20 protein-coding genes and 2 tRNA genes are annotated in these 24246 nt (G+C 45.6%); 14 read left to right on the top strand and 8 right to left on the bottom strand.

The annotated features are described in order from the left end of the window. Positions 1-138 precede the first annotated feature (138 nt). On the top strand, positions 139-1830 hold the full coding sequence (locus AC58QM_RS19905; RefSeq protein WP_497286583.1) for a methyl-accepting chemotaxis protein: 1692 nt from the start codon (positions 139-141) through the stop codon (positions 1828-1830). A 115-nt stretch (positions 1831-1945) separates the two neighbouring features. Here AC58QM_RS19905 and AC58QM_RS19900 read toward each other — a convergent pair whose 3' ends face one another. The 4 genes from AC58QM_RS19900 to AC58QM_RS19885 all read right to left on the bottom strand — a co-directional run bounded on the left by AC58QM_RS19900 (position 1946) and on the right by AC58QM_RS19885 (position 7483). After that, positions 1946-3067, bottom strand: coding sequence for an N-acetyldiaminopimelate deacetylase (locus AC58QM_RS19900; RefSeq protein ID WP_497286582.1), 1122 nt, complete (start codon positions 3065-3067; stop codon positions 1946-1948). Positions 3068-3098: 31 nt separating this feature from the next. Continuing rightward, positions 3099-3809 carry a 2,3,4,5-tetrahydropyridine-2,6-dicarboxylate N-acetyltransferase gene (gene dapD / locus AC58QM_RS19895; RefSeq protein WP_056612620.1) on the bottom strand — a complete coding sequence of 237 codons (711 nt, stop codon included), beginning with the start codon at positions 3807-3809 and terminating at the stop codon, positions 3099-3101. A gap of 72 nt (positions 3810-3881) precedes the next feature. Continuing rightward, complete coding sequence (locus AC58QM_RS19890) at positions 3882-5762, bottom strand: ABC transporter ATP-binding protein (RefSeq protein ID WP_497286581.1); 1881 nt, start codon at positions 5760-5762, stop codon at positions 3882-3884. After that, on the bottom strand, positions 5759-7483 hold the full coding sequence (locus tag AC58QM_RS19885; RefSeq protein WP_497286580.1) for an ABC transporter ATP-binding protein: 1725 nt from the start codon (positions 7481-7483) through the stop codon (positions 5759-5761). The genes AC58QM_RS19890 and AC58QM_RS19885 overlap by 4 nt, the downstream gene beginning before the upstream one ends. Before the next feature lie 408 nt (positions 7484-7891). Here AC58QM_RS19885 and pyrR point away from each other — a divergent pair, with 408 nt between their 5' ends. From pyrR to pyrE, 7 genes are all read left to right on the top strand, one after another. Next, complete coding sequence (pyrR, locus tag AC58QM_RS19880) at positions 7892-8440, top strand: bifunctional pyr operon transcriptional regulator/uracil phosphoribosyltransferase PyrR (protein ID WP_056612614.1); 549 nt, start codon at positions 7892-7894, stop codon at positions 8438-8440. Positions 8441-8445: 5 nt separating this feature from the next. Then, on the top strand, positions 8446-9345 hold the full coding sequence (locus AC58QM_RS19875; protein ID WP_497286579.1) for an aspartate carbamoyltransferase catalytic subunit: 900 nt from the start codon (positions 8446-8448) through the stop codon (positions 9343-9345). A gap of 23 nt (positions 9346-9368) precedes the next feature. Beyond that, complete coding sequence (pyrC, locus tag AC58QM_RS19870) at positions 9369-10652, top strand: dihydroorotase (RefSeq protein ID WP_497286578.1); 1284 nt, start codon at positions 9369-9371, stop codon at positions 10650-10652. A 183-nt stretch (positions 10653-10835) separates the two neighbouring features. Next, entirely contained in the window at positions 10836-12002 is a 1167-nt protein-coding gene (gene carA / locus AC58QM_RS19865) for a glutamine-hydrolyzing carbamoyl-phosphate synthase small subunit (protein WP_310227087.1), read from the top strand. Then, positions 11995-15204 (top strand): carbamoyl-phosphate synthase large subunit, encoded by a 3210-nt coding sequence (carB, locus tag AC58QM_RS19860; protein WP_497286577.1) that lies wholly within the window; start codon positions 11995-11997, stop codon positions 15202-15204. The genes carA and carB overlap by 8 nt, the downstream gene beginning before the upstream one ends. A gap of 15 nt (positions 15205-15219) precedes the next feature. Next, positions 15220-15948, top strand: coding sequence for an orotidine-5'-phosphate decarboxylase (gene pyrF, locus AC58QM_RS19855; RefSeq protein ID WP_497286576.1), 729 nt, complete (start codon positions 15220-15222; stop codon positions 15946-15948). A 49-nt stretch (positions 15949-15997) separates the two neighbouring features. Further along, complete coding sequence (gene pyrE / locus AC58QM_RS19850; protein WP_497286575.1) at positions 15998-16639, top strand: orotate phosphoribosyltransferase; 642 nt, start codon at positions 15998-16000, stop codon at positions 16637-16639. Between the two features lie 202 nt (positions 16640-16841). On the opposite strand, the gene AC58QM_RS19845 is transcribed toward pyrE, so the two are convergent. After that, entirely contained in the window at positions 16842-17726 is an 885-nt protein-coding gene (locus AC58QM_RS19845) for a LysR family transcriptional regulator (protein ID WP_497286574.1), read from the bottom strand. Positions 17727-17838: 112 nt separating this feature from the next. Here AC58QM_RS19845 and dapA point away from each other — a divergent pair, with 112 nt between their 5' ends. Together dapA and AC58QM_RS19835 are read left to right on the top strand one after the other, a co-directional pair. Continuing rightward, positions 17839-18723: a 4-hydroxy-tetrahydrodipicolinate synthase gene (dapA, locus tag AC58QM_RS19840; protein WP_497286573.1), complete on the top strand. Its 885-nt coding sequence runs from the start codon at positions 17839-17841 to the stop codon at positions 18721-18723. Between the two features lie 20 nt (positions 18724-18743). Next, positions 18744-19133, top strand: coding sequence for a RidA family protein (locus tag AC58QM_RS19835; RefSeq protein WP_497286572.1), 390 nt, complete (start codon positions 18744-18746; stop codon positions 19131-19133). A 367-nt stretch (positions 19134-19500) separates the two neighbouring features. Here the strand turns inward: AC58QM_RS19835 and AC58QM_RS19830 are convergent, their stop codons facing one another. After that, positions 19501-20004 (bottom strand): GNAT family N-acetyltransferase, encoded by a 504-nt coding sequence (locus AC58QM_RS19830; RefSeq protein WP_497286571.1) that lies wholly within the window; start codon positions 20002-20004, stop codon positions 19501-19503. A gap of 33 nt (positions 20005-20037) precedes the next feature. Next, complete coding sequence (locus tag AC58QM_RS19825) at positions 20038-21432, bottom strand: dipeptidase (RefSeq protein WP_497286570.1); 1395 nt, start codon at positions 21430-21432, stop codon at positions 20038-20040. A gap of 225 nt (positions 21433-21657) precedes the next feature. On the opposite strand from AC58QM_RS19825, the gene AC58QM_RS19820 reads away from it, so the two are divergent. The 3 genes from AC58QM_RS19820 to AC58QM_RS19810 all read left to right on the top strand — a co-directional run bounded on the left by AC58QM_RS19820 (position 21658) and on the right by AC58QM_RS19810 (position 22073). Then, positions 21658-21822, top strand: a complete 165-nt coding sequence (locus AC58QM_RS19820; RefSeq protein WP_167356966.1) for a hypothetical protein — start codon at positions 21658-21660, stop codon at positions 21820-21822. Positions 21823-21912: 90 nt separating this feature from the next. Continuing rightward, a tRNA-Met gene (locus AC58QM_RS19815) sits at positions 21913-21989 on the top strand. 10 nt (positions 21990-21999) lie between these two features. Next, positions 22000-22073 (top strand) — tRNA-Ile (locus AC58QM_RS19810). A gap of 137 nt (positions 22074-22210) precedes the next feature. On the opposite strand, the gene AC58QM_RS19805 is transcribed toward AC58QM_RS19810, so the two are convergent. Beyond that, positions 22211-22813: a hypothetical protein gene (locus AC58QM_RS19805; RefSeq protein ID WP_497286569.1), complete on the bottom strand. Its 603-nt coding sequence runs from the start codon at positions 22811-22813 to the stop codon at positions 22211-22213. A gap of 162 nt (positions 22814-22975) precedes the next feature. Here AC58QM_RS19805 and AC58QM_RS19800 point away from each other — a divergent pair, with 162 nt between their 5' ends. After that, positions 22976-24229, top strand: coding sequence for a hypothetical protein (locus AC58QM_RS19800; protein WP_497286568.1), 1254 nt, complete (start codon positions 22976-22978; stop codon positions 24227-24229). The last annotated feature ends 17 nt before the right edge of the window (positions 24230-24246 follow it).

The following is a 24246-nucleotide window of genomic DNA, read 5'->3' as shown; positions in this document are numbered from 1 at the left end:
GTGCGTTTTTTATTTATTTTATAACCAGCTTGAAAAAGGAAGGTAAATAGTTTGTTTATGTCGAAAAGTGTATGAAATATCTCGAAAAATGTCGATTATTATTGCATCATCTAAGAAGAGGGAAGGGGAAATATAAACATGAAAATTCGCATGAAGCTATTTTTGTCTTTTACGGTTATCGTAATATTGTTAATTGCACTTTCCCTGTTCACGACAAATTACTTGAATAAGACATTATCTTCTTACGAGGAAATGTTGCAGGATGGTGATTTTCATTACGATTTACGAACGATACAGTTTAGTCTCACTGGTAGGTCTAACGATGAGCGTGCTTATTTGTTGAATAAGGACGAACAATTCCCACTAGCAATGGGAGATAAAGATAAGCAAATCAGACAGCTATTTACAAAAATAAAATCATATCCGACACTCGACTCTGAAGATATTGACCAAGTAAATACCATTATTAAGCTCTATGAAGATTACTTTGGCTTGAGCCAGCAGGTGATTGCAGCTGTAAAGGCAGGGAAAGCGGATGTTGCCTTGAAGCTTCACTTCAATGAAGAAAGAGGCGTCCGTAATCAGCTTGATACCTTAACCCTGCAGGTGCTTCAGAAGCTGGAAGATGAGATACATAGTGACAAGGTTGACCGAAAAGTAGAAGCAGGAGATCAAAATATGCTTATGCTAATGATCGTCATAGCTGCGGTCATTATCGCGGTGGTGATTGGGATGGTGCTCATTCGTTCCATTACTCGTCCACTTAAAGCTATTCATCGACAGATGCAGGAGATTGCCAAAGGTGACGGTGATTTAAGCCGCGAAATCGTTATTACCTCTCGAGATGAAATAGCTGAGGTAGCGACTTCATTTAATCAAATGGTAAGCAAGCTGCGCCAGATTCTTTCACAGGCGATGGATACGGCGGTTCAAGTGGCAGCATCTTCTGAACAGCTCAGCGCAAGCAGCGAACAGACGACGAAGGCAACAGAGCAAATTGTTGAGGCCACATTGGTTATTTCGGCAAGTGCAGAAAAAGAACAACAGCATATGGAGGAAGCGATTGAGGCTATCCAGCAGATGACAGCAGGCATCGAGCAAGTAACTGTTGGCAATGAGGAAGTATCTAGACTCACGCAATCGGCTGCTGATGCATCAAAGCAAGGCGCTATCGCGGTAAATGCCGTTCTGGGCGAGATGAACGAGATAAACGAAACGGTACAGCACGCGTCTGCGAACATTCAATCGCTTGGTGAACAGTCCCAGCAAATAAGCGGTATTATTAGCATGATTAAAGACTTGGCGAGCCGTACGAACATGCTTGCGCTTAACGCTTCCATTGAAGCAGCGCGGGCAGGTGAACACGGCAGAGGATTCGCTGTCGTTGCGCAGGAAGTACGTAAACTGGCGGAACAATCGGGGCAATCCGCGCTTCAAATTGCTGAATTAATTGAAGAGATTGTATTAAGAACGAATAATGCTGTAGTTTCGATGGATACAGTATCCAATAAAGTGAGTACAGGTTTGGTGAAAACAACACAGGTTGACGAAGTCTTTCACACGATCGAAGCTACGGTTTCTGCTGTCTTCTCGCAAGTAAAGCAAACTACGATTACGACCGAGGAGCTTGCTTCTTCCAGTAAACAAGTGGTTGCACTAGCCGAAACGGTATCCGTAGCAAGCGATCAAGTTGTGGCATTCTGTCAGAACAATGCAGCTTCGACAGAAGAGCAATTGGCGACAATGGAGGAGATTACTTCTTCTTCCGTCGCATTGTCCAGATTAGCTGATGATCTGCATAGTGTGTTGAGTCGGTTTAAATTGAATTAGACGTTGTCCTTTAGAGCTTGAACCCCGCAGCGTGTTGCTGCGGGGTTCTTTTGTATATGACAAGAAAAAACCTCATCTCCAACTACAAGAAGTAGTGGATAAGAGGTTCATTTCATTAATTGGATTTATATCGTAGGTATGCCGTGATCGTATCAATGGCTACATCAATGGCACCCTCATCTGGATCAAGCTTGGCATTATGCAGTCCATGAGGGGTATCCACCCCTAACCAGAACATAAAGCCAGGTATTTTCTCTAAAAAGTAACCAAAGTCTTCGCCAGTCATGGCTTCTGTACACTCGAACAGCGTAACATTATCGCGTCCACGAAGCCAGTCCATGAATTCTACGGTCAAAGCAGGATCGTTATACACTTGTCGATAATTCGAGCCCCAGTCTATAGTGACTTGGCATTCGAAGGAAGCTTCAATACCCGCGGCAACCGCTTCAATACGACCTTTGATCTTGTTCATAGATGCAGCAGATAAAGTGCGAATGGTACCCTCTAAGCGAGCCTTCTCCGCGATAATATTCTGCTTCGTCCCAGCTTCCATTTTGCCAATCGTAATCACTGCGGAATCCAGCGGGTTCACGTTACGGGATACGATGGTTTGAAGCTGACCAACCATCTGCGTTGCTGCAATGATCATATCATTGGCTTGATGCGGGTAGGCCGCATGACCACCTTTACCAAGCAGATCAATGAACAGCTCTGACGTGTTGGCGAACAAGATTTCAGGTCTGACAGCAATCGTACCAACAGGATACTCTGGCGCAATATGGAGCGCGACCATTTGGTCAGGCATCCAATCTTGCAATTCCTCGGCAGCCAACATCGGTAACGCGCCGCCAGGACCTTCTTCCGCCGGTTGGAAGAGCACGACAAGATCATCCTGCATTGGATTTTCTGTGAAGTGCGTTACTACCCCCATGCCAATCGACATGTGAAAATCATGCCCGCATGCGTGCATATAGCCCGGATGCTGAGAAGGGAAGGGGAGAGTGGTCTCCTCCGTAATCGGAAGCCCATCCATATCTGCGCGATAACCAAATCGTTTAGATGGATTTAAGCCTTTGATATAGACCAGAATGCCTGTACGCCATGTGCGGATCGTGAGACGATCTTGCGGCAGCTTGGCCAATTGCTCGAGCAAGAGCTGCTGCGTTTTGAATTCTTGGAATCCCGGCTCAGGGATTTGATGAAGCTGACGTCGCAGCTCTACGAAAGGACTAAGCATAAGGATTCCTCCAGATCAGATCTAGATTACCTTATAGGGTACGTAGGTCTGCTAGAATTTCGGTTTTGGATTTCGTTTTGTCGTCTACTTTTTTGATAACACGTGCTGGTGCACCTGCTACAACAGTGTACTCTTCAACATCTTGAGTTACGATAGCTCCCGCTGCAACAACGGAACCTTTACCAATGCGTACGCCTTCTAGGATAACCGCGTTAGCGCCTACTAGAACGTCATCTTCGATCACACATGGTTGTGCAGAAGGTGGCTCGATAACGCCTGCTACAACGGCACCAGCACCGATGTGACACATTTTACCTACTTGAGCACGACCGCCTAGTACTGCGTTCATGTCGATCATTGTGCCATCACCTACGGAAGCGCCAATGTTGATTAGTGCACCCATCATGATAATCGCGTTATCGCCGATATGTACTTTATCGCGAATAACTGCGCCTGGCTCGATACGAGCATTAATGTGTTTCAAATCTAGCATTGGAATAGCAGAGTTGCGACGATCGTTTTCAACGACGAAGTCAACAACTTTATCTTTGTTCGCTTCTAGAATAGGTTGAAGAACACTCCACTCACCGAAAACAACACCGCTCCCACCAGTAATAAAGGATTGGCTGCCTTCGCCGAATTCAAGACCATCAAGGTTTCCTTTTACATATACTTTCACCGGAGTTTTCTTTTTGCTTTCTTTAATAAACTGGATAATTTCTAGGGTATTCATTTCTGACATGGTGACATCTCCTTCAAATTTATGATTGACTCTCCTATATTAGCAGAAAGGAGGCGATTGAGCCAATCTGTTTTAGACAGCTTTTTGTGCAAATTGACTCTGATAGAGGTCAGCATAGAAGCCTTGCAGTTCAAGCAACTCGCTATGAGTACCTTGTTCAATGACACTACCTTGATTCATAACTAGAATTATATCTGCTTCTCGGATCGTAGATAACCGATGAGCAATGACGAAACTTGTACGATTCGCCATCAAATTGTTCATTGCACGTTGGATAGAAACTTCTGTCCGTGTATCCACACTGCTCGTCGCTTCATCCAGAATCAAGATAGCTGGGTCTGCTAGAATCGCACGCGCAATGGTAAGCAATTGTTTTTGACCATGGGACAGGTTGGAGGCTTCTTCATTCAAAATCGTATCATACCCATCCGGGAGTGTTCGTATGAAATGATCTGCGTATGCCGCACGCGCTGCATCAACAATTTCATCTTCCGTGACACCATGGCGTCCGTAGGCAATATTGTCGCGAATTGTACCATTAAAGAGCCAAGTATCCTGCAACACCATACCGAATAATCCACGAAGATGACTTCTCGACATCTCGCGTGAATCCACGCCATCAATCGAGATTCGGCCGTTTTTTAATTCGTAAAAGCGCATGAGCAAATTGACGATGGTTGTTTTGCCTGCACCAGTTGGCCCTACGATAGCTACGGTCTGTCCTGGCTTTACATCAATATTCATATGCTCAATAAGAGTAGTATCTGATTTGTAAGCGAAAGAGACATCTTCAAATTGCACGTGCCCATGCACCTTTGGTACGAACTGTGACTCTTTTTTCTCCAAAACTTCTTCTGTTTCATCCAATAATTCGAAAATACGCTCCGCCGCTGCGATTGTAGATTGAATGACATTCGCGATATTTGCCACTTGTGTAATCGGCATGCCGAATTGTCCAGAGTATTGAATAAACGCGAGAATATCCCCAATTTTAATAGCGTTATGCGTAACCATGATACCACCGATGACACTCACGAGCACATAACCAATATTCCCGATAAAAGACATCAGAGGAAAGATAAGCCCCGAGATAAACTGTGCTTTCCAACCCGAATGATACAAGCGATCATTAATCTCATTGAACTTCTCAACCGAATGTCTTTCTCGGCCAAAAGCTTTTACAATGGCATGACCTGTATACATTTCCTCAACATGTCCGTTGAGCTCGCCTAAAGTACGTTGCTGCCCTTTGAAATATTTTTGGGAGCGGGAAGCGATCATTTTCGTTCCCCAAATACTAAGCGGCAGCGTAACAATGGTTGCAAGTGTTAACAAAGGTGAGATGGTCAGCATCATAATAATGATTCCGAGTAATGTAACAACGGAAGTAATGAGCTGTGTTAAGCTTTGCTGCATCGTGGAACTAATCGTATCCACATCATTCGTTGCTCGGCTCATCGTGTCGCCATGGCTTCTTGCATCAAAGAAGGAGAGAGGCACGCGCGTTAGTTTCTCACTGATATCTCTTCGTAAGTTGAAGACGATACGTTGCGTAACGCCAACCATGATCTTTTGCTGAATATACAAAAGAACTGCGCTGAAGATGTAGAGTAAAGCCAATGTAAGTACAATTTTTAAAATAGCATCAAAATCAATTGCGGCACCTGCGACGCCTTTAAGTTTAGCCATAGAGCCTTCGAAAAGAATCGTTGTCGCATTTCCCATTAGTTTGGGACTAACAATACTAAATACTGTGCTTAATATTGAGGCTAACAGTACGCCAAAGATTCGGACGCGAAATGGCTGCATATACGCAAGTAGTCGTTTTAATGTGCCTTTAAAATCTTTGGCTTTCTGGACAGGCATCCCCATGCCAGCCATCCCGCCACGGCCAAAATGTCCTGGGTTAATACCAGCTGCGGGACGCCCCGGTTCTTTAGGTTTCTCACTCATGCACTTTCCTCCTCTGATAGCTGAGAAGCAACAATTTCTTGATAGACGTCACACGTTCTCATAAGTTCAGTATGCGTACCGATTCCAGCGATTCTGCCTTCGTCCAAAACGATAATTTGGTTCGCGTCCATAATTGTACTCACACGCTGTGCGACGATGATCATGGTTGCTCGTGCGGTTTCTGATTGGAGAGCGGCGCGAAGCTTGGCATCAGTTTTGAAATCAAGCGCTGAGAAACTGTCATCGAACACATAAATACTTGGCTTACGTGCGAGTGCCCGCCCAATGGCAAGCCGTTGCTTTTGACCGCCGGATAGGTTGGTGCCGCCTTGTGCAAGTGATGCTTGGAAGTTATCTTTCATGCCGCTGATAAAGTCAGCTGCTTGGGCTGTAGAAGCAGCCGAGTTCAGTTCCTCATCGGTTGCTTGATCGTTGCCGAATCGCAGGTTATCTGCAACTGTACCTGAGAAGAGGATAGCTTTCTGTGGAACATAGCCGATGCGATTCCGCACGCTTTCCAATGAAAGAGAAGGTAACGACTGACCATTCAACGTAATCGAACCGGAATCCACATCATAAAACCGCAGTAACAAATTGATGAGTGTCGTTTTGCCTGAACCTGTGCCTCCAATAATCGCAGTAACTTCGCCAGGCTTAGCACGGAAGGAGATATCTTGAATAGCAGGCTGTTCGGCACCTGGATAACTGAAGCTCACCTGATTAAAGGCCACAATGGTTTGATCATCTTGATAAGTTTGGGCGTTAGCTGAGTTGTGAATGTTGGACTGAATGTCAAATACTTCATTAATACGCACGGCAGAAGCGGATGCACGAGGAATCATCATGAAGATCATGGTCATCATGAACATGCTGAACATAATTTGCATCGCATATTGTATGAAAGCCATCAAATCGCCAATTTGCATTTGGTTGCTGTCAATCCGAATACCGCCATACCAAAGGATGACGACGATCCCAAGATTGAAGACAAGCATCATGATCGGCATCATTGTCGCCATAATCGTATTGACTTTGATCGCAGTTTGCGTAAAATCGTGATTCGCACTTTCGAATTTCAGCTTCTCATGGTTCGAGCGGTTGAAAGCACGGATTACGCGAATACCCGTCAAATTCTCCCGCAAAACAAGATTGATGCCATCGATTTTCAATTGTAAGGTTTTAAAGAGAGGAAGACTTTTGCGCATAATAACGGCAATGACAAGTACGAGGATAGGAATGACAGCATATAGCACAGTTGCGAGATGAGTATCCTTGTAAGAGGCCATGATGACGCCGCCTACGAGCATAGTTGGAACACCGATAAACATGCGCATCATCACAATCAATTGTTGAACTTGTGCAATATCATTCGTCGTTCTAGTAATGAGGGAAGAAGTTCCGAGTTTATCAAATTCATGCAACGAAAAGCTCTCAACATGCGTAAAGAGGTTACGGCGTAAATCACGCCCGAAGCCAGTAGCTGTCTTTGCGAGCAAGTAACTTGCCACCATGACACAAGCCATCGCTCCCATTGCGACGATGAGCATATAAGCCCCATATCGGATAATGTAACCAACGTCCCCCTTCACAACGCCGACATCCACAATGTCAGAGAGAAGAGTTGGCAAATACAATTGAGCTAGTGATTGCAGGAGCATCAACGTAATGATGACAACCACTGAAGCTCGGTAGGGCTTCAAAAACCTAAACAATTTGAACATAGTTTCCTCCTTAACCTTTTGGCCACAACGATACTAAATAATTGGAAATAAAGATAGTTTTATATGTAAATTATAACACATGGTTCAAATCTTGCCCAAAGAATGATGCATGTAAGATGCCAAAAAAACATTGACATATCATGTCGAAAGTGGCATAATTCTTTTAATTACATATGTGCCTTTAAAAACAGTCCAGAGAGGCTGGCAAGGTAAAACGATAAGAAAAGTCGGGTAATACTGAATCGAGTATTCAGTAAGCTTACGGATGTGCGCATCCAACAGCCCCGCTCTATCTCTTTATGCACTCGTAAACTCCTTGCCAAGAATTGGGCAAGGAGTTTTTTGGTTTTACCACCAGAAAACGTATGTGAATGCTGACGAAGATAGTTTTGCCAGGAGGCGAAAACGATGAATGAGACCACCGAACACACCATTATTGATGAAATGGGAATTCGTAGAGCACTTACGCGGATTGCACACGAGATACTGGAAAAGAATAAAGGTGTAGAGAATTGTACCTTGATTGGTATTCGGACCCGAGGCATTTACTTAGCGAAGCGAGTAGCAGAACGGATTTTAGAAATTGAAGGCGTACCGATTCCAGTAGGAGAGATTGACATTACGTCGTATCGCGATGATCGCGTGAAAGTCAGATCGGTAGAGAACGTGCAAGAAGGCGGCAAAATGCAAATTCAAGATCGCAAAATCATCCTTTTCGATGATGTGCTCTATACCGGAAGAACGGTAAGGGCCGCGATGGATGCGCTCATTGATTTAGGCAGACCGCAAATGATTCAACTGGCTGTACTTGTGGACAGAGGGCATCGGGAGCTTCCCATTCGGCCTGATTATGTGGGCAAAAATGTGCCGACGTCCAAGAGTGAGAGCATTGAAGTGATGTTAACGGAAATTGATGATAAGGATGAAGTTATTATCCAAAGGGGGAAACAGGAGTGAGTAGCGTGAGTACATATACAACTAGACATTTCTTGGGACTGAAAGGCGTAAGTGCAGAGGAGATCACAAGCATTCTTGATCGTGCAGCCTATTGGGAACAAAGCCCTAACAAAGTAAATAACCAATTCAATGGGAAATTCGTATCTAACTTATTTTTTGAAAATAGTACAAGAACCCGGTTCTCCTTCGAGCTAGCGCAAAAGCGCTTAGGTGCAGATGTGCTGAACTTCTCGTCAGCTGAATCCAGTGTGCAAAAAGGCGAGTCCATCTACGATACAGTTCGCACGCTTGAATCCATGGGGATTGACGCAGGTGTGATTCGACTAAAGCCTAATGGCGTGCTGCAAGAGCTCGCTGAGAAAATCAAAATCCCGCTCATCAACGCAGGGGATGGCAACAACGAGCATCCAACGCAAGCGCTGCTTGATTTCTATACGATGCGCAAGCAGTTCGGCGCTATCAAAGGTTTGACTGTCTCCATTATCGGAGACATCCTGCACAGCCGAGTAGCACGCTCGAACCTATGGGGTCTCATCGCGCTAGGAGCGAAAGTTCAATTCTGTGCTCCTGCTAGTATGCAAGCTCCTGAGTTGGCACAATTCGCACCTTATGTATCTTTCGAAGAGGCATTGAAAGCTGATGTCGTAATGATGCTTCGTGTGCAGTTAGAGCGCCATGACACAGGATTGTTGAACTCAGCCGAAGAATACCGCGCACAATATGGATTAACTGTAGAACGTGCAAGCCGCATGGCACCACATGCGATTATCATGCATCCTGCACCTGTTAATCGCAACGTTGAATTGGATGATGAGCTTGTTGAACATGAGAAGTCTAAAATCTTCACCCAAATCGCTCACGGTGTGCCGATTCGCATGGCTGTCATCGAACGAGCATTATCATAAAACCTGAGGAGGATTTTCACAGCATGGGAATTTGGATTCTGAACGGACTTACCGTTGATGTTAATAATGTAGAGACGAAGAAACACATTTTAGTAGAGAATGATAAAATCGCACAGGTTATAGATGCTACGAACGGCGAGACACTACAAACAGACCATCATGAAGTCATTGATGCTGGAGGTAAGCTTGTATCACCGGGATTCGTTGATATGCACGTACATTTGAGAGAGCCTGGCTTTGAACATAAAGAAAACATTGCTACGGGTACTCGTTCTGCTGCAAGAGGTGGTTTTACAACAATCGCTTGTATGCCGAATACACGCCCGGTTATTGATACGGTAGACACCGTTAACTACATATTGGATAAAGCGGCTACAGAAGGTGTCGTTCGTGTCATTCCTTACGGAACGATCACGAAAAACGAGCTGGGCCGTGAATTAACTGACTTCGCAGCATTGAAAGAAGCAGGCGTTATCGGTTATACCGATGATGGCGTAGGCGTTCAAAGCGCGCAAATGATGAAAGATGCGATGGCACTAGCTGCATCACTCGGCATGCCGATTATCGCACATTGCGAAGATGACACGTTGGTTGTAGGAGCTCCGGTGAACGAAGGGACTTTCGCGACAAAGCATGGTCTGAAAGGTATCCCGAATGAATCCGAAGCGATTCATGTTGGCCGCGACGTACTTCTTGCGGAAGCAACTGGGGTACACTACCACGTTTGTCACGTCAGCACAGAGCAATCCGTTCGCTTGATCCGTCACGCCAAACAGTTCGGCATTAAAGTTACTGCTGAAGTGTGCCCGCATCATCTGCTTCTCTCTGAAGAAGACATCCCGGGGATGGACGCAAACTGGAAGATGAACCCGCCACTTCGTACACCACGTGACGTACAGGCTGTTATTGAAGCGCTAGAAGATGGCACCATCGACATTATCGTGACAGATCATGCGCCGCATACCGAAGAAGAGAAGGCGAAAGGCATGTTGTTGGCGCCATTCGGAATCCTCGGTTTCGAAACAGCATTCTCCTTGCTTTATACAAAATTCGTGCTTACAGGCAAATGGACACTTGGGTTCCTTGTAGATCGTATGACGAAAAAGCCAGCTGATGTATTCGGACTTCCGTACGGGACTTTGGAAGTGGGCAGCGCGGCTGACATTACGATCGTTGATTTGGATACAACACGCGCGGTTGTGAAGGAAGAAATCGTTTCTCGCAGTAAGAACACCCCGTTCATCGGTTGGGAGCTGCAAGGTTGGCCGGTTGTCACGATTGCTTCGGGTAAAGTTGTTTACTCCTAAGTTCAAGAAATAGCCTTAAATTTAAAGCCCAAATCATGAGAAGCATCTATACGATGAATGAAAAATCGTGTATATTTATACAAGAAGATTTATGTTTATGCAAGTCCGTGACATGTAGTATCGTAAACATGACATCTGCGGTTCGTGAGAACCGCCTGACAATAGCGAAGGAGTTGAAAGAACATGCAGGCAAGATTGTTGCTGGAAGACGGCACTCTTTTTACAGGAAAATCGTTCGGTAGTGAAGGTGAATCCGTCGGCGAGGTTGTATTCAATACAGGGATGACAGGTTATCAAGAGGTACTTTCGGATCCTTCATACTGTGGACAAATCGTCACGATGACTTATCCACTACAAGGGAACTACGGTGTCATTCGTGATGACTTCGAGTCCGTACGTCCATTCATCCACGGTTTCGTTGTACGTGAGCATGAAGAGATTCCAAGTAACTGGAGAGCGCAATACACACTAGGCAGCCTGTTGAAAGAATACGGCATCGTTGGTATCAGCGGCATCGATACGCGTATGTTGACTCGCAAAATCCGTCACTATGGCGTAATGAAAAGTATCATTACAACTTCCAATAAATCCGTAGAAGAATTGATGGCTACACTTAAAAATACACCGCTTATGACGGATCAAGTTTCCCGTGTTTCAACGAAAAGCGTGTTCGGTGCACCTGGCCACAAAGAGCGCATTGTCCTTGTTGACTTCGGCGCAAAAAGCGGTATTATCCGCGATCTAAGCAAGCGCGATTGTGATGTTGTGGTTGTTCCTCAAAACGCAACAGCTGAACAAATTCGTCGCTTAGCTCCAGACGGCGTATTGCTTTCCAACGGCCCTGGGGATCCGAAAGATGTTCCTCATGCAGTTGAAATGATTAAAGGCTTGCTTGGCGACATTCCACTATTCGGAATTTGCTTAGGACACCAATTGTTCGCACTCGCTTGCGGCGCTGATACAGATAAATTGAAATTCGGTCACCGCGGCGGTAACCACCCGGTTAAAGATTTGATCTCCGGACGTTGCTACATTACATCGCAAAACCATGGCTACACGGTGAAGGAAGATTCCGTTCAAGGAACTAACCTTGAAGTGACGCACATTAACAATAACGATCGCACGATCGAAGGCTTACGCCATAAGCAATACCCAGCATTCTCGGTTCAATATCACCCAGAGGCAGCACCTGGACCATTCGACTCCAGCTACTTGTTCGATGATTTCATCTCGCTGATTCGTCAGCACAAACTAGATAACCCACAGCAGCCGCGCCAAGCGCAAATGCTTGCTCAGTGGAATGCTTCCACGGCATCGACATCTGTGAAGGAGGAACTGCAAAATGCCTAAAAATAATACACTCAAAAAGATTCTCGTTATCGGTTCCGGACCGATCGTTATTGGTCAAGCGGCGGAGTTCGACTACGCGGGAACACAAGCTTGCCAAGCGTTGAAAGAAGAAGGCATGGAAGTTATCTTGATCAACAGCAACCCAGCTACGATCATGACAGATACGAACATGGCTGACAAAGTATACATCGAACCCATTACGCTTGAGTTTGTGACGCAAATCATTCGTCAAGAACGTCCAGACGGATTGCTTCCTACCCTTGGTGGTCAAACGGGTCTGAACATGGCTGTTGAGCTTGCACGTGCAGGCGTACTAGAGAGCGAGAACGTTAAACTACTAGGTACACAGCTGACAGCGATTGAGAAAGCGGAAGATCGTGATCTTTTCAGAGACTTGATGAGAGAACTAGAGCAACCGGTACCAGATAGTGTTATCGTAACGACAGTAGCACAAGCGGTTGATTTTGCTAATGAAATCGGCTTCCCAATCATTATTCGTCCTGCTTACACACTAGGTGGTACAGGCGGCGGTATCTGTAACACAATGGAAGAGCTAGTGGAAATCGTTGCTTCCGGTATTCGTTACAGCCCAATCGGTCAGTGTCTCGTAGAGCGCAGTATCGCGGGTATGAAAGAAGTCGAGTATGAAGTTATGCGTGATGCGAACGATAACTGTATCGTTGTGTGTAACATGGAGAACTTTGACCCAGTTGGCGTACATACAGGCGATAGCATCGTTGTAGCACCTAGCCAAACGTTGTCAGACCGTGAGTACCAAATGCTGCGTTCCGCGTCCTTGAAAATCATTCGTGCCTTGAACATCGAAGGCGGTTGTAACGTACAGTACGCGCTTGATCCGCACAGCTTCCAATATTACGTAATCGAAGTTAACCCGCGTGTTAGCCGTTCATCCGCGCTTGCTTCCAAAGCAACAGGATATCCGATTGCGAAAATGGCTGCGAAAATTGCGATTGGCTACACGCTTGATGAGCTTGTCAATCCAGTAACAGGTCAAACGTATGCTTGTTTCGAGCCTGCGCTAGATTACATCGTATCCAAAATCCCACGCTGGCCGTTTGATAAATTCACTGCGGCTAACCGTAAACTAGGTACACAAATGAAAGCGACTGGCGAAGTGATGGCGATTGGCCGTACGTTCGAAGAGTCCATTCAAAAAGCTGTTCGTTCCCTTGAAATCGGTGTTCACCGCCTGTTCTTGAAAGAAACGGACTTACTGGATACAGCAACATTAGAGCTTCGTCTTCAAAAACCAGATGATGAGCGTCTGTTCTTACTAGCAGAAGCGTTCCGCAGAGGTTATACTGTGGAGCAACTGCAAAATTTGACGAAAATTGACTGGTGGTTCCTAAACAAATTAAGTGGACTTATTGCCTATGAAACTGAAATTGCAGCGAAAGAGTTGACAGCTGAGCTTATTTTCGAAATTAAGCGTAAAGGCTTCACAGACCGTGCTGTAGCAGAAATTCGTACATTGGCAGGTTGCACGACCTATACGAAAGAAGCCGATGTAAGAACATTCCGTTTGCAAAACAACATTAAACCTGTTTACAAAATGGTTGATACTTGCGCAGCTGAGTTCGAAGCTTCAACACCTTACTACTACTCAACTTACGAGCAAGAAGATGAAGTGACTGAAACGACGAAACAGAAAGTTGTTGTTCTAGGATCGGGTCCAATTCGTATCGGTCAAGGGATCGAGTTCGATTACTCCACCGTTCACGCGGTATGGGCGATCCAAGCTGCTGGCTATGAAGCGGTTATTATCAACAACAATCCAGAGACAGTATCCACGGACTTCAATACATCGGATCGCTTGTACTTCGAGCCATTGTTCTTCGAAGATGTTATGAACGTAATCGAGCGTGAGCAACCGATCGGTGTTATCGTTCAGTTCGGTGGACAAACAGCAATCAACTTGGCTGCACCACTACACAAAGCTGGCGTTCGCATCCTTGGTTCTGACCTTGAAAGTATCGATACAGCGGAAGATCGTAAGAAATTCGAAGCTTTGCTTAGCAAAATTTCGGTTGCACAACCTCCAGGCGGTACAGTAACTTCTGTTGATCAAGCGGTAGGTACAGCAGCGAAATTCGGTTATCCGGTTATCGTTCGTCCTTCTTACGTACTTGGTGGACGTGCTATGGAAATCGTCTACTCGGATGAAGAGCTTTTGAGCTACATGGAGTATGCGGTGAAAATTAACCCAGAACATCCGGTTCTAATTGACCGCTACATGCTTGGTAAAGAGGTAGAGGTTGACGCGATTTGCGATAGAGAAACGGTTCTAATCCCAGGGATCATGGAACACGTGGAACGCGCAGGGGTTCACTCTGGTGACTCCATTGCGGTATATCCACCACAATCCATCTCGGATGAGATTAAGCAACAAATCATTGATATCACGACGAAAATCGGTCTTGAGCTGAATGTCGTTGGTCTTGTGAACATCCAGTTCGTTATTCATAACGATCAAGTGTATGTGATCGAGGTTAACCCACGTTCATCCAGAACAGTACCTTTCTTGAGCAAAGTGACGAACATCCCGATGGCGAACGTGGCAACACGCGTAATCATGGGTCAATCGCTTGCTGATATGGGTTACCAAAGTGGTCTATGGCCAGAAGATAAATACGTTTCTGTCAAAGTTCCTGTATTCTCCTTCGCGAAGCTGCGCCGTGTAGATACAACACTCGGACCTGAAATGAAATCAACTGGTGAAGTGATGGGCCGTGATGTTAACTTTGCAAAAGCGCTATACAAAGGTCTAATCGGCGCTGGTATGAAGATCCCTGCTGCAGGTTCCGTCGTGGTAACCGTAGCGGATAAAGATAAAGATGAAGCGATTGAAATCTTGAAAGGCTTCTACCGCCTGGGCTACAAAATTATCGCAACAGGTGGAACTGCTGAGGCGATTGCTCAAGCTGGCCTTCCAGTTACAACCGTCAACAAACTTAGTGAAGGTTCACCAAACATTCTTGACCTCATCCGCAGCGGTGATGCTCAGTTCGTGGTGAATACGTTGACTAAGGGCAAAACGCCTGAGCGTGACGGCTTCCGTATTCGTCGTGAAGCAGTAGAGAACGGTGTTGTGTGTATGACATCCCTTGATACTGTAAGAGCGCTAGTGAATATGCTTGAAGCCATTAACTTCTCCTCACGTGCAATGCCAATACATGTCTAAAGGACGGTGCCAAAGATGAGTACGTTAACTTGCAACGATGTTACCGGACGCATTATGGTCGCCTTGGACTACGCGAACGCGGAAAGTGCTGAAGGGCTGCTTAAGCAGCTCGAAGGCATTCCGTGTTATGTAAAGGTAGGAATGCAGCTGTTTTATGCTGCAGGTCCTACCTTTGTCGCGAGTCTGAAGGATCGCGGCTATAAGGTGTTCCTCGACGTGAAGATGCATGACATTCCGAACACGGTCAAGGGCGGCGCGGAGAGCGTGACGCGCCTTGGGGTTGATGTGTTCAATGTGCATGCAGCCGGAGGCAAGTACATGATGGAAGCCGCCTTGGAGGGTGTCGACAAGGGGCTGGCTGTTGGGGCAACACGCCCGATCGTGATCGGCGTGACGCAATTGACCAGCACCTCGCAGCAGGTGCTGAATGACGAGATCGGCCTTGCCGGTACAACCGAGCAGGCCGTCATTCGGTATGCCCGCTTGGCGCAAGCCGCGGGACTGCAAGGGGTCGTCGCGTCACCGCTTGAGGTGACGGCGATTAAGGCGGCGTGCGGTGACGGCTTCGTCACCGTGACGCCAGGCATCCGCCCGGCGGGAGCGGACGTGGGCGACCAGTCGCGCATCATGACGCCGGCTGAGGCGTTCGCGCAGGGGACGGACTACGTCGTGATCGGGCGTCCGATCACAGGCGCAGCGGACCCGAGAGCAGCGATTGAAGCGATTATCGCTTCCGTCGTGTAGTAGTGAAGTGGAAGCTAGTTGAATTGAACATCGAAAGGAACGGTGAGGTATGAGTAAGCTCGAAACCATCGCGCAGCATATTGCAGCGTCGTTATTAGATATTGAAGCGGTAGCGCTTCGTCCGCAACAACCTTTTACATGGACATCTGGCTTGAAATCACCGATTTATTGTGATAACCGTTTGACGATGTCCCACCCAGCGATTCGCGAAGCGATTGCTGATGGCTTCGTCGCGTTGATCAAAGAGAAGTTTCCAGAGACTGAAGTTGTTGCAGGAACAGCTACGGCTGGTATCCCTCACGCCGCTTGGGTAGCTCAAAAGCTAGGCCTTCCGATGATCTACATTCGCGATAAAGCGAAAGGGCATGGCAAAGAGAACTTGATCGAAGGTTCTGTGAAACCAGGTCAAAAAGTCATCGTCATCGAAGATCTGATTTCTACAGGCGGAAGCTCGTTGAAAGCAGCAGTTGCGGTAAAAGATGCAGGAGCTGAGGCACTCGGTGTCCTTGCGATTTTCTCCTATCAGCTGGATAAAGCGACAGATGCTTTCGCGGCAGCAGATATGCCACTTCAGACGCTTTCCAACTATTCGACTTTGCTTGAGGTTGCTTTGGAAAAAGGAGCCATCCAGCAATCCGATATGGAGCTTTTGCGTTCGTGGCGAGTTAATCCATCTGCTTACGGTGCTTAATTAGGCAGATCTGTGACGCGAATTGACGAAGTGTACGGATTCACCTATACTAGAAGAGTCTTAAACCAGACGACAAGATCTTGCCGAAACCAAGTTAAGTTACCGTTCCAGCGGCGCCGCACTTGGGGCTAATCTGGCAACTTGCGTTTATACATTAGAAGAAGCTCTACCTTTTCGCAAAGGAGAGCTTCTTTTTTTACGTTTATTTCGACAGTTGTGATTTCGTAAGCAATTGGAGGAATGTGTGCAGGGGTTGTGACATCCATTTTTTCGGATGAAGAATGACCTGTAAGTCCACAGAAAGCTGTGTATGGGAGAAAGGGAGCTGTACGAGTGTGCCGCTAGCCAGCTCACTCGCAACGGTGATATGGGGTAATAGCGCGAGCCCTAAGCCGCTCATGACACAGTGTTTGATTGTTTCGATATTGCCTAACTCAAAGCCGATCTGTAAAGCGACGGCGTTGTCCTTCAGCAACCGTTCGAACCTCCCACGATAGATACAACCATTTTCAGTAACGATAAATTCGGTATGACCAAGATCCGCAAGTTCGATCTGCGGTTGTTTCGCCAAAGGGTGATCCAGAGGCGCTATAATTACGAGTTGTTCTTCTCGGATGCGTGTACACGCGAGTGCAGGGTCTGCAGGATATTGATCCAATAGAAGTCCAATATCATAGTCTCCTTCTTTTACCTTGGTGAGGATAGAGGATTCACTGTCAGGGAATAGCTGGATATTCAGTCCAGGGTAGAGTTGTTTAAGCTCATGTAAAAAAGGAGGCAAATAATACGCAGCTAACGAGTTAATCGTCCCGATCGTCAAAGTTCCACTGACTTGATTGGCTATCATTTCTTTGGATTGATCATAAAGCTCCAGCATTTGTTGGGTTAGCACAAGTAAGCTTTCACCAGGAGGCGTAAGGCGCAACTGTCGGCCATACCTTTCGAATAAAGGGACACCATATTCACGTTCTAGCTTTTGAATTTGCATCGTTATGCTTGATTGCGCATAGCCCAATTCCTCTGCAGCACGTGTAAAGCTTTTCCTGCGGGCAACTTCCCGAAAGGTGCGGAAATAGGTCAGATCCATGATTGGCCTCACTTTATTATCAATATTTTTGATGAGTTCTATCATTTATTATAGCTAACTGTGATGGTAAGTTCCATGCTAAAGTAAATGTACAAACAAACGATGCAGGGAGATGGTTATTTTGCTAAAAGAAAAAAAACTACAGGGGATTTACGTACCCATCGTTACCCCCTTTGATGAAGAATTTGAAGTGGATGCCGCATCCTTTTATAATCAAGCGTATAACTTGTTTCAAGATGAAATAGATGGGTTGGTAGTCAACGGGACAACAGGAGAATCACCGACCATTTCGCAAGACGAGTTGGGTGTTCTATTTGCTACCGCACAAGCCGCTCGTGATGCCGCTCATGCTGATGTGCCTATCGTCGTAGGAACAGGAACGAACGATACACGTTCAACGGTTCGAAAAACAGAGGAAGCAGGCAAACTAGGTGCGGAAGCCGTATTAGTTGTGGTTCCATATTATAACAAGCCAAGTCAGCAGGGGATTATTGAACATTTTCGCCGGGTAGCGGAGGTTGGTGTACCTGTGATTTTGTATGAAGTGCCGCATCGCACAGGTGTGACACTTGAGCTTGATACCGTGCGTTCTATCCTGGATATCAATGGTGTCATTGGGATGAAGGATAGCACACCGAACATTGGGCTTGTCACGGAGTTGACTAGACTAGGGTCAAAACCAGTTCTGTGCGGCGAAGACACCTTGCTATATGCTGCGCTACAAGCTGGTGCCAAGGGTGTAATGAGTGCGTCAGCGAATGTGGAGACAGAGAAGTTTGTATCTTTTATCCGCAGCTTTGTGGAGGGGGCACATGCCCAGAGCCATCGGGAATTTGCGGAGTTGTTACCGCTGATTCGTCTTCTCTTTCAAGAGCCGAATCCAGCTCCGATCAAATGGTTGCTTCAACAACAAGGCGTCATCGCGTCTGGCGCGTTACGGTTACCCCTTTTGCCTGTGACAGAGGGTTTACAAGCGAAATTAGCAGCTTACTTATAACGTAGGGGGCATCACAAGAGATGAATCGAACTAGAGTGTTTACGGGCTCGCCTTGGGAACCTGTGGTCGGCTATTGCCGGGCCATTCGTGTAGGTGAACGAATTGAAGTAGCGGGCACAACGGCGATGAAGGATGGCGAGGTAGTTGGTGTAGGCAACCCCTATGAGCAAGCTCGATTCATTCTTCAAACGATTGAACAGGCGTTGCAGGAGTTAGGTGGTCAGCTTTCCGATGTGGTGCGTACCCGGATGTTCGTAACGGATATTTCGTTATGGGAAGAGTTCGGCAAGGCGCATGGGGAATATTTCCGCGAAGTGCAGCCAGTGGCCACGATGGTTGAAGTGAAGGCGCTGATTGACCCACAATTGTTGATTGAGATCGAGGTAGAGGCGATTGTGACGAAAGGATAGATGGATTTCCTCCATTTAATTTCGCTGAATTCATGTGTTTGAATTGAATAGATGGAAAATGTACAGGTAATTTCGATTGATTTGAGTAAATTCCTCGTTTTCGACTAGATTAGCTGTAGAAAATCCATTTATTTCAAATCATGAAGAAGAAAAGCTCGTATTAGCTGTAGTTTTTACATCAAAATGGAAACAGAACTCTGGATTAGAGCAAGTTTTCCCTGAGGATCAGCAAATAAGCGCCACAACTCCCCATCACCGAAATGTTTTTCGCATTTCGCAGGTAGGGAGGAGTAGCGCTTCTTATCATAAACGCTCCCGTCCCCGAAGGACGGTGTAGGCGTTTATTTATTTTGTTTACGAGTATCGTTTAACCTACGCGCTTACCGAGAATAATCAGATCCCGCTCAACGCCATCTAACTCAGCGACGCCAGGCAAATGCGCCCAATTGGTGAAGCCGAATTTGCGGAAAAGCTGGAGGCTTGGCTCATTGTGCCCGAAAATAAAACCAAGCAAGGATTTGAGCCCAAGTCTTGGACTAGCTTCAAGCGCATGCTCCATCAAGTAACGACCAATACCTTGACCACGAGAGGCTTCGTCTACGTAAATGCTTACTTCCGCTGTTGCGTTATAGGCGGGACGCCCATAGAAGGACTGAAAACTCAGCCAGCCACAGATGCCTTTCTCATTTTCAAGTACCCATAGTGGGCGGAAGTCAGCAGAGTGTTCATGAAACCAGTGCTCACGTGAAGCTGTTGTAACAGGCTCTGTATCTGCAGTAACCATGCGTCCCGCAATCGTTGAATTGTAGATACGTACGATTTCTTCTAAATCATCTAATTGTGCATCACGCAAATGTAATTGCTTCCCCATAGAGTTACTCCTTTGCCCCTGGCTTTGTTGGCGTTAGTTAGATTCTGTTGTAGTTGCAGCCAAACCAGCAAGCTTCAACCAGTAACGACTAATCGTCTCTGTCCCATTGTCCCAATTCATGAGATGGAAATGCTCATTCGGCGCATGCAGATTTTCCCCTGGCAACCCGAAGCCCATAAGCACCACAGGTGCATCTAATACACGTCCTAACACTTCAACAATCGGAATCGACCCTCCACTACGTGTATACACTGGCCATTCACCGAACGTCTCTTGATAAGCTTCCGCTGCGGCTACCATTACTGGCTCATCAATAGGTGTAATGAAAGGATTTCCTCGCAATTGGCGATCTAATGTAATGGTCACACCTGGAAGCGTTTGGGCATGAATATGAGATTCGACCAAATCCATGATTTCCTCTGGAACCTGTGCAGCGACTAAGCGACAGGCAATTTTAGCTGTTGCACGATTAGGGATGATGGGTTTAATTCCCTCGCCCTGAAAGCCGCCGCTCACGGATGTGATTTCAAGCGTAGGTCGGGAGGTCGTTTGTTCGTAAAAGGAGAAGCCTTGCTCCCCATAGAGTTCTGTAACGCTCAAATTCGACTTAACCTTGTTCTCATCAGGCTCAACCAGCTTGAACGCTTCACGTTCTTTATCCGAAAGTTCAATGACTCGGTCATAAAAACCTTCTACAGCCACACGGCCATTCTCGTCATGAAAAGAACTGAGAAGCTTGGACATAGCATGAATCGGGTTTTGTACCGCACCGCCGAAAAGGCCGGAATGTAAATCACTGTTGGCACCATCCATCGTGATTTCGAATCCCGCTAAGCCGCGAAGTCCATACATCAGGGCTGGTTTGCCAGGGCCGTGCATTTGTGTGTCCGAAAGTACAATGGAGTCAGCTTGCAATTTGGCGGCATGTTCTTCTACAAATGCAGGAAGATTCTTACTCGCAATTTCCTCTTCACCTTCGATGCAGAATTTCACGTTAACCGGAAGTGAGCCATGTGTTTGTAAGAAGGCTTCAACAACTTTTACATAGAGGAGAAGTTGGCCTTTGTCGTCTGTACTGCCACGACCGAACAATTTATTATCACGGATAATCGGTTCAAAAGGAGGTGTTTCCCACAGCTCTAATGGCTCAGCGGGTTGTACATCATAATGCCCATAGATTAAAACCGTCGGTTTGCCTGGGGCATGCAACCAATCTGCATAAACGACAGGGTGACCTTTTGTCGGCATAATTTCAATATTTTCAAGGCCTGCTTTTTTCAAGGAGTCAGCGGTCCATTCCGCGCAACGGACGATATCTGGTTGGTGCTGGGCAACTGCACTAATGCTTGGAATACGCAAAAACGCCAAGAGTTGATCTATATGTTCGTCCCTATGCGTTTGTAGGTAGCTTTTGATTGTTTCGATCATGGGTGTCTTCTCCTTTTTCTAATGCCAAATAGTCTACATCACTTAACTTCCCCAAAAACAAGGAAATTCCTGCTATTCCAGCAAACCGTCACATTTTATTTATCAACTGGTCAAATAAGTTGGCTTTTCGTTCTTCAAGATCATGTCTAAACATTGAATGCTAATAAGAGAACCTTTTTATGGATAAGCTAAATGTAACGAACTGACTACAATGGAGTGATGAAGATGAACTGGATCTATTGGGCAAAATTATACGATTCGAAGTTTCAAGCAGGTTGTTTAGCGAAACGAATGGAAGAAGATTGGTGGATTTATGGGTACGAATGCCCGCAAGAAGTAGAGGTGTATAAGTCGAAAAAAGGACGCTTTGGCGTCAGATACAATACCTAAATGAATTTGAATATGCATAAAATTAACGCTTGACTAAGTCTGCGCCGTTAGTGTATATTTATTTTTGTCGCTGTTGAGCGGCATACATGACGCGGGGTGGAGCAGCTCGGTAGCTCGTCGGGCTCATAACCCGAAGGCCGCAGGTTCAAATCCTGCCCCCGCAACCAAATTTCATTAGGGCCTATAGCTCAGTTGGTTAGAGCGGTCGGCTCATAACCGATTGGTCGGGGGTTCGAGTCCCTCTGGGCCCATAGTACGGAAACCCTTGGTAGATAAGGGTTTTTATTTATTTAAAAACATAACAAGCCTCTCGTTTTCATCATGCTGTTGATGGGAATGAGGGGCTTGTTTCTTTTTGTGCATACGAGTGTACACACGGCGTTACTCCTTATTGCTTCAACTTTTTTACCGTAGTTACCCAGATTCTAACCCCTGTAACCCATAAGGTCACTGCAGACCCGAAACCGATAAAAGTAGACATCACAACAATAGATACGCTGCCGATCGTGGCGTCGAGGGGGAGGAAGAAAGAAATAATGCCTAATATACAAAGAACCGTACCTGTACCATAATAAAAATTTTCATGAAACAAACGTGCTAAAGGAAAGAAATGAATACCTACAATCATAGCCATGATGGGGAAAAAGAGTTCAAAATGATTGAGCTTGCTGCAGATTACACTTGCTAGAAAGATCGCAAGACCTTCCAACCCAAATATCAAACCGAATTTCCGATTAACTCGTTTCCAGTCTTCTTTTTCCTTCGGCGTTACAGTATGATTTATGCTACGAGATTTAACAAATAGTGAAATGGCTCCACTCAATAAGATGACTGTCACCATAGCGGAGAGAACAAGTGGCCATGGAGCTCCAAATTGATGGGAGCCAACAATACCTATGGAAGCCCATAGTGCTCCAAAAATAGTCATGAACATTACGCCATTTGCAGCCCCCAAAACAGCAGCTTTAGGCAACTTCACCAAATTACTCATCCAGAATCAGTCTCCTACCATTTTAAATTTGGCAGCTACGCCATTTCATAAAAAGAGTTAATACTTTGTTAATAATCCATTTAGATGGATTCAATAAGCGTATAATAAAATAACTAGTAAGGAAACGTTTCCCGCAAATTATTTTTATAAAGGAGAAAAGAGATGAAACTTAGCAAAAAATCAGTTACTGTTCTTTCATTCACGATTGGAGCTTGTCTGTTTGTTTCTACAGCATTCGCTGATGCGTTGCTTGGATCCGGATATGACCGTTTGAAGGATTCAGTGAAAAATACGGCTTCTGTGATGGAAAAGGGTCTTAATAACTACACGGTTGAGACGATGTATACGTTGAAAGATAATGATCAAATTTTACTGCAATCCTCAAATTTCCAGAAGATGGATACGGCTAACCAAGTCAAAGAGAATAAAGAGGTAACGAAAAACGCTAAAGGTGAAACGACCTCCAGATATACGTATTCCGACAAGAAGCAAACGATAGACAAAAACGAATTGGACAATACATATTATGTATTTGATCATTCGGGAGAAATGAACCAAAACCGTAGAGGACCTGCCGATTTCGATAACCCTTTTAATCAAAAAGGTGCAAGTGAGGTAGAGAAAATCGTCGATGCCGTAGTTGGCTCCTTGAAAGATTATGTACAAGTTGAAGAAGGAGCAGACGGCGGTAAAGTGTTTTCCGGAAGTTTGTCCGAGGCACAAGTACCGGCACTCGTGAATGCAGTATCCTCCTTCGGTATTAAACAGATGCTGGATAATGAAAGAGATTTACCAGCTATAGAGAGCGATATTTTCGTGAAAAAGGTTATAGGTACGGCAAATGAAAGTAAGGATGGCTATCTAGAAAATCTAACGGGTGAGATCACGCTGTCAGGTAAAGATAAAAATGGGGTTCAGCATGACTTAAACCTCAATGTTATGCTAAAGCTGTCTGAGATTGGCAGTACGAAGATTAACAAGCCTGATCTTAGCACGGCTAAAGTTGAGAAGGTTAGTCAGAATAGTGGGTTCAGCACTAAATATGTGGGAACCTATCAAAACGATATTATTATGGACAAAAACGGTAAATTCACGAAGATTGGTGAGAGAACAGTTAAAATCACAAGCGTAGAAGGCGATAAAATTTCAGGATCGTATTCCGAAACTGTCATTCCTGGTTTTGAGAGCGAGTATCCAAACAAGGATGCATTTAATTTTGAATACAACCTAGCGACGTCTCCTATGTTTACTTACACGGATTCAAAAGGTGAACAGAAACAAGGAATGGTACATCCTAACCAGCCAGGTAAGATTTATTTTGATATGAATCTTGCAATTAGAGATAAAAATGATTACAAACAAAGCAACAGCATGAAGCCATTCTATGATGGAGAGTTTAGACGGATATTTGAATAGGAATGATTCTCAGGAGG

This window comes from Paenibacillus sp. J22P165 (assembly GCF_059692015.1).
The sequence above is the reverse complement of the archived record's forward strand: the minus strand, read 5'-3'. Positions and strand labels throughout refer to the sequence as shown.

What these genes read in the sequence shown, in the direction of transcription:
- AC58QM_RS19905 (WP_497286583.1), top strand. Translation starts at nt 139, where the DNA reads ATGAAAATTCGCATGAAGCTATTTTTGTCTTTTACGGTTATCGTAATA.
- AC58QM_RS19900 (WP_497286582.1), bottom strand. Translation starts at nt 3,067, where the DNA reads ATGCTTAGTCCTTTCGTAGAGCTGCGACGTCAGCTTCATCAAATCCCT.
- dapD (WP_056612620.1), bottom strand. Translation starts at nt 3,809, where the DNA reads ATGTCAGAAATGAATACCCTAGAAATTATCCAGTTTATTAAAGAAAGC.
- AC58QM_RS19890 (WP_497286581.1), bottom strand. Translation starts at nt 5,762, where the DNA reads ATGAGTGAGAAACCTAAAGAACCGGGGCGTCCCGCAGCTGGTATTAAC.
- AC58QM_RS19885 (WP_497286580.1), bottom strand. Translation starts at nt 7,483, where the DNA reads ATGTTCAAATTGTTTAGGTTTTTGAAGCCCTACCGAGCTTCAGTGGTT.
- pyrR (WP_056612614.1), top strand. Translation starts at nt 7,892, where the DNA reads ATGAATGAGACCACCGAACACACCATTATTGATGAAATGGGAATTCGT.
- pyrC (WP_497286578.1), top strand. Translation starts at nt 9,369, where the DNA reads ATGGGAATTTGGATTCTGAACGGACTTACCGTTGATGTTAATAATGTA.
- carA (WP_310227087.1), top strand. Translation starts at nt 10,836, where the DNA reads ATGCAGGCAAGATTGTTGCTGGAAGACGGCACTCTTTTTACAGGAAAA.
- carB (WP_497286577.1), top strand. Translation starts at nt 11,995, where the DNA reads ATGCCTAAAAATAATACACTCAAAAAGATTCTCGTTATCGGTTCCGGA.
- pyrF (WP_497286576.1), top strand. Translation starts at nt 15,220, where the DNA reads ATGAGTACGTTAACTTGCAACGATGTTACCGGACGCATTATGGTCGCC.
- pyrE (WP_497286575.1), top strand. Translation starts at nt 15,998, where the DNA reads ATGAGTAAGCTCGAAACCATCGCGCAGCATATTGCAGCGTCGTTATTA.
- AC58QM_RS19845 (WP_497286574.1), bottom strand. Translation starts at nt 17,726, where the DNA reads ATGGATCTGACCTATTTCCGCACCTTTCGGGAAGTTGCCCGCAGGAAA.
- dapA (WP_497286573.1), top strand. Translation starts at nt 17,839, where the DNA reads ATGGTTATTTTGCTAAAAGAAAAAAAACTACAGGGGATTTACGTACCC.
- AC58QM_RS19835 (WP_497286572.1), top strand. Translation starts at nt 18,744, where the DNA reads ATGAATCGAACTAGAGTGTTTACGGGCTCGCCTTGGGAACCTGTGGTC.
- AC58QM_RS19830 (WP_497286571.1), bottom strand. Translation starts at nt 20,004, where the DNA reads ATGGGGAAGCAATTACATTTGCGTGATGCACAATTAGATGATTTAGAA.
- AC58QM_RS19825 (WP_497286570.1), bottom strand. Translation starts at nt 21,432, where the DNA reads ATGATCGAAACAATCAAAAGCTACCTACAAACGCATAGGGACGAACAT.
- AC58QM_RS19820 (WP_167356966.1), top strand. Translation starts at nt 21,658, where the DNA reads ATGAACTGGATCTATTGGGCAAAATTATACGATTCGAAGTTTCAAGCA.
- AC58QM_RS19805 (WP_497286569.1), bottom strand. Translation starts at nt 22,813, where the DNA reads ATGAGTAATTTGGTGAAGTTGCCTAAAGCTGCTGTTTTGGGGGCTGCA.
- AC58QM_RS19800 (WP_497286568.1), top strand. Translation starts at nt 22,976, where the DNA reads ATGAAACTTAGCAAAAAATCAGTTACTGTTCTTTCATTCACGATTGGA.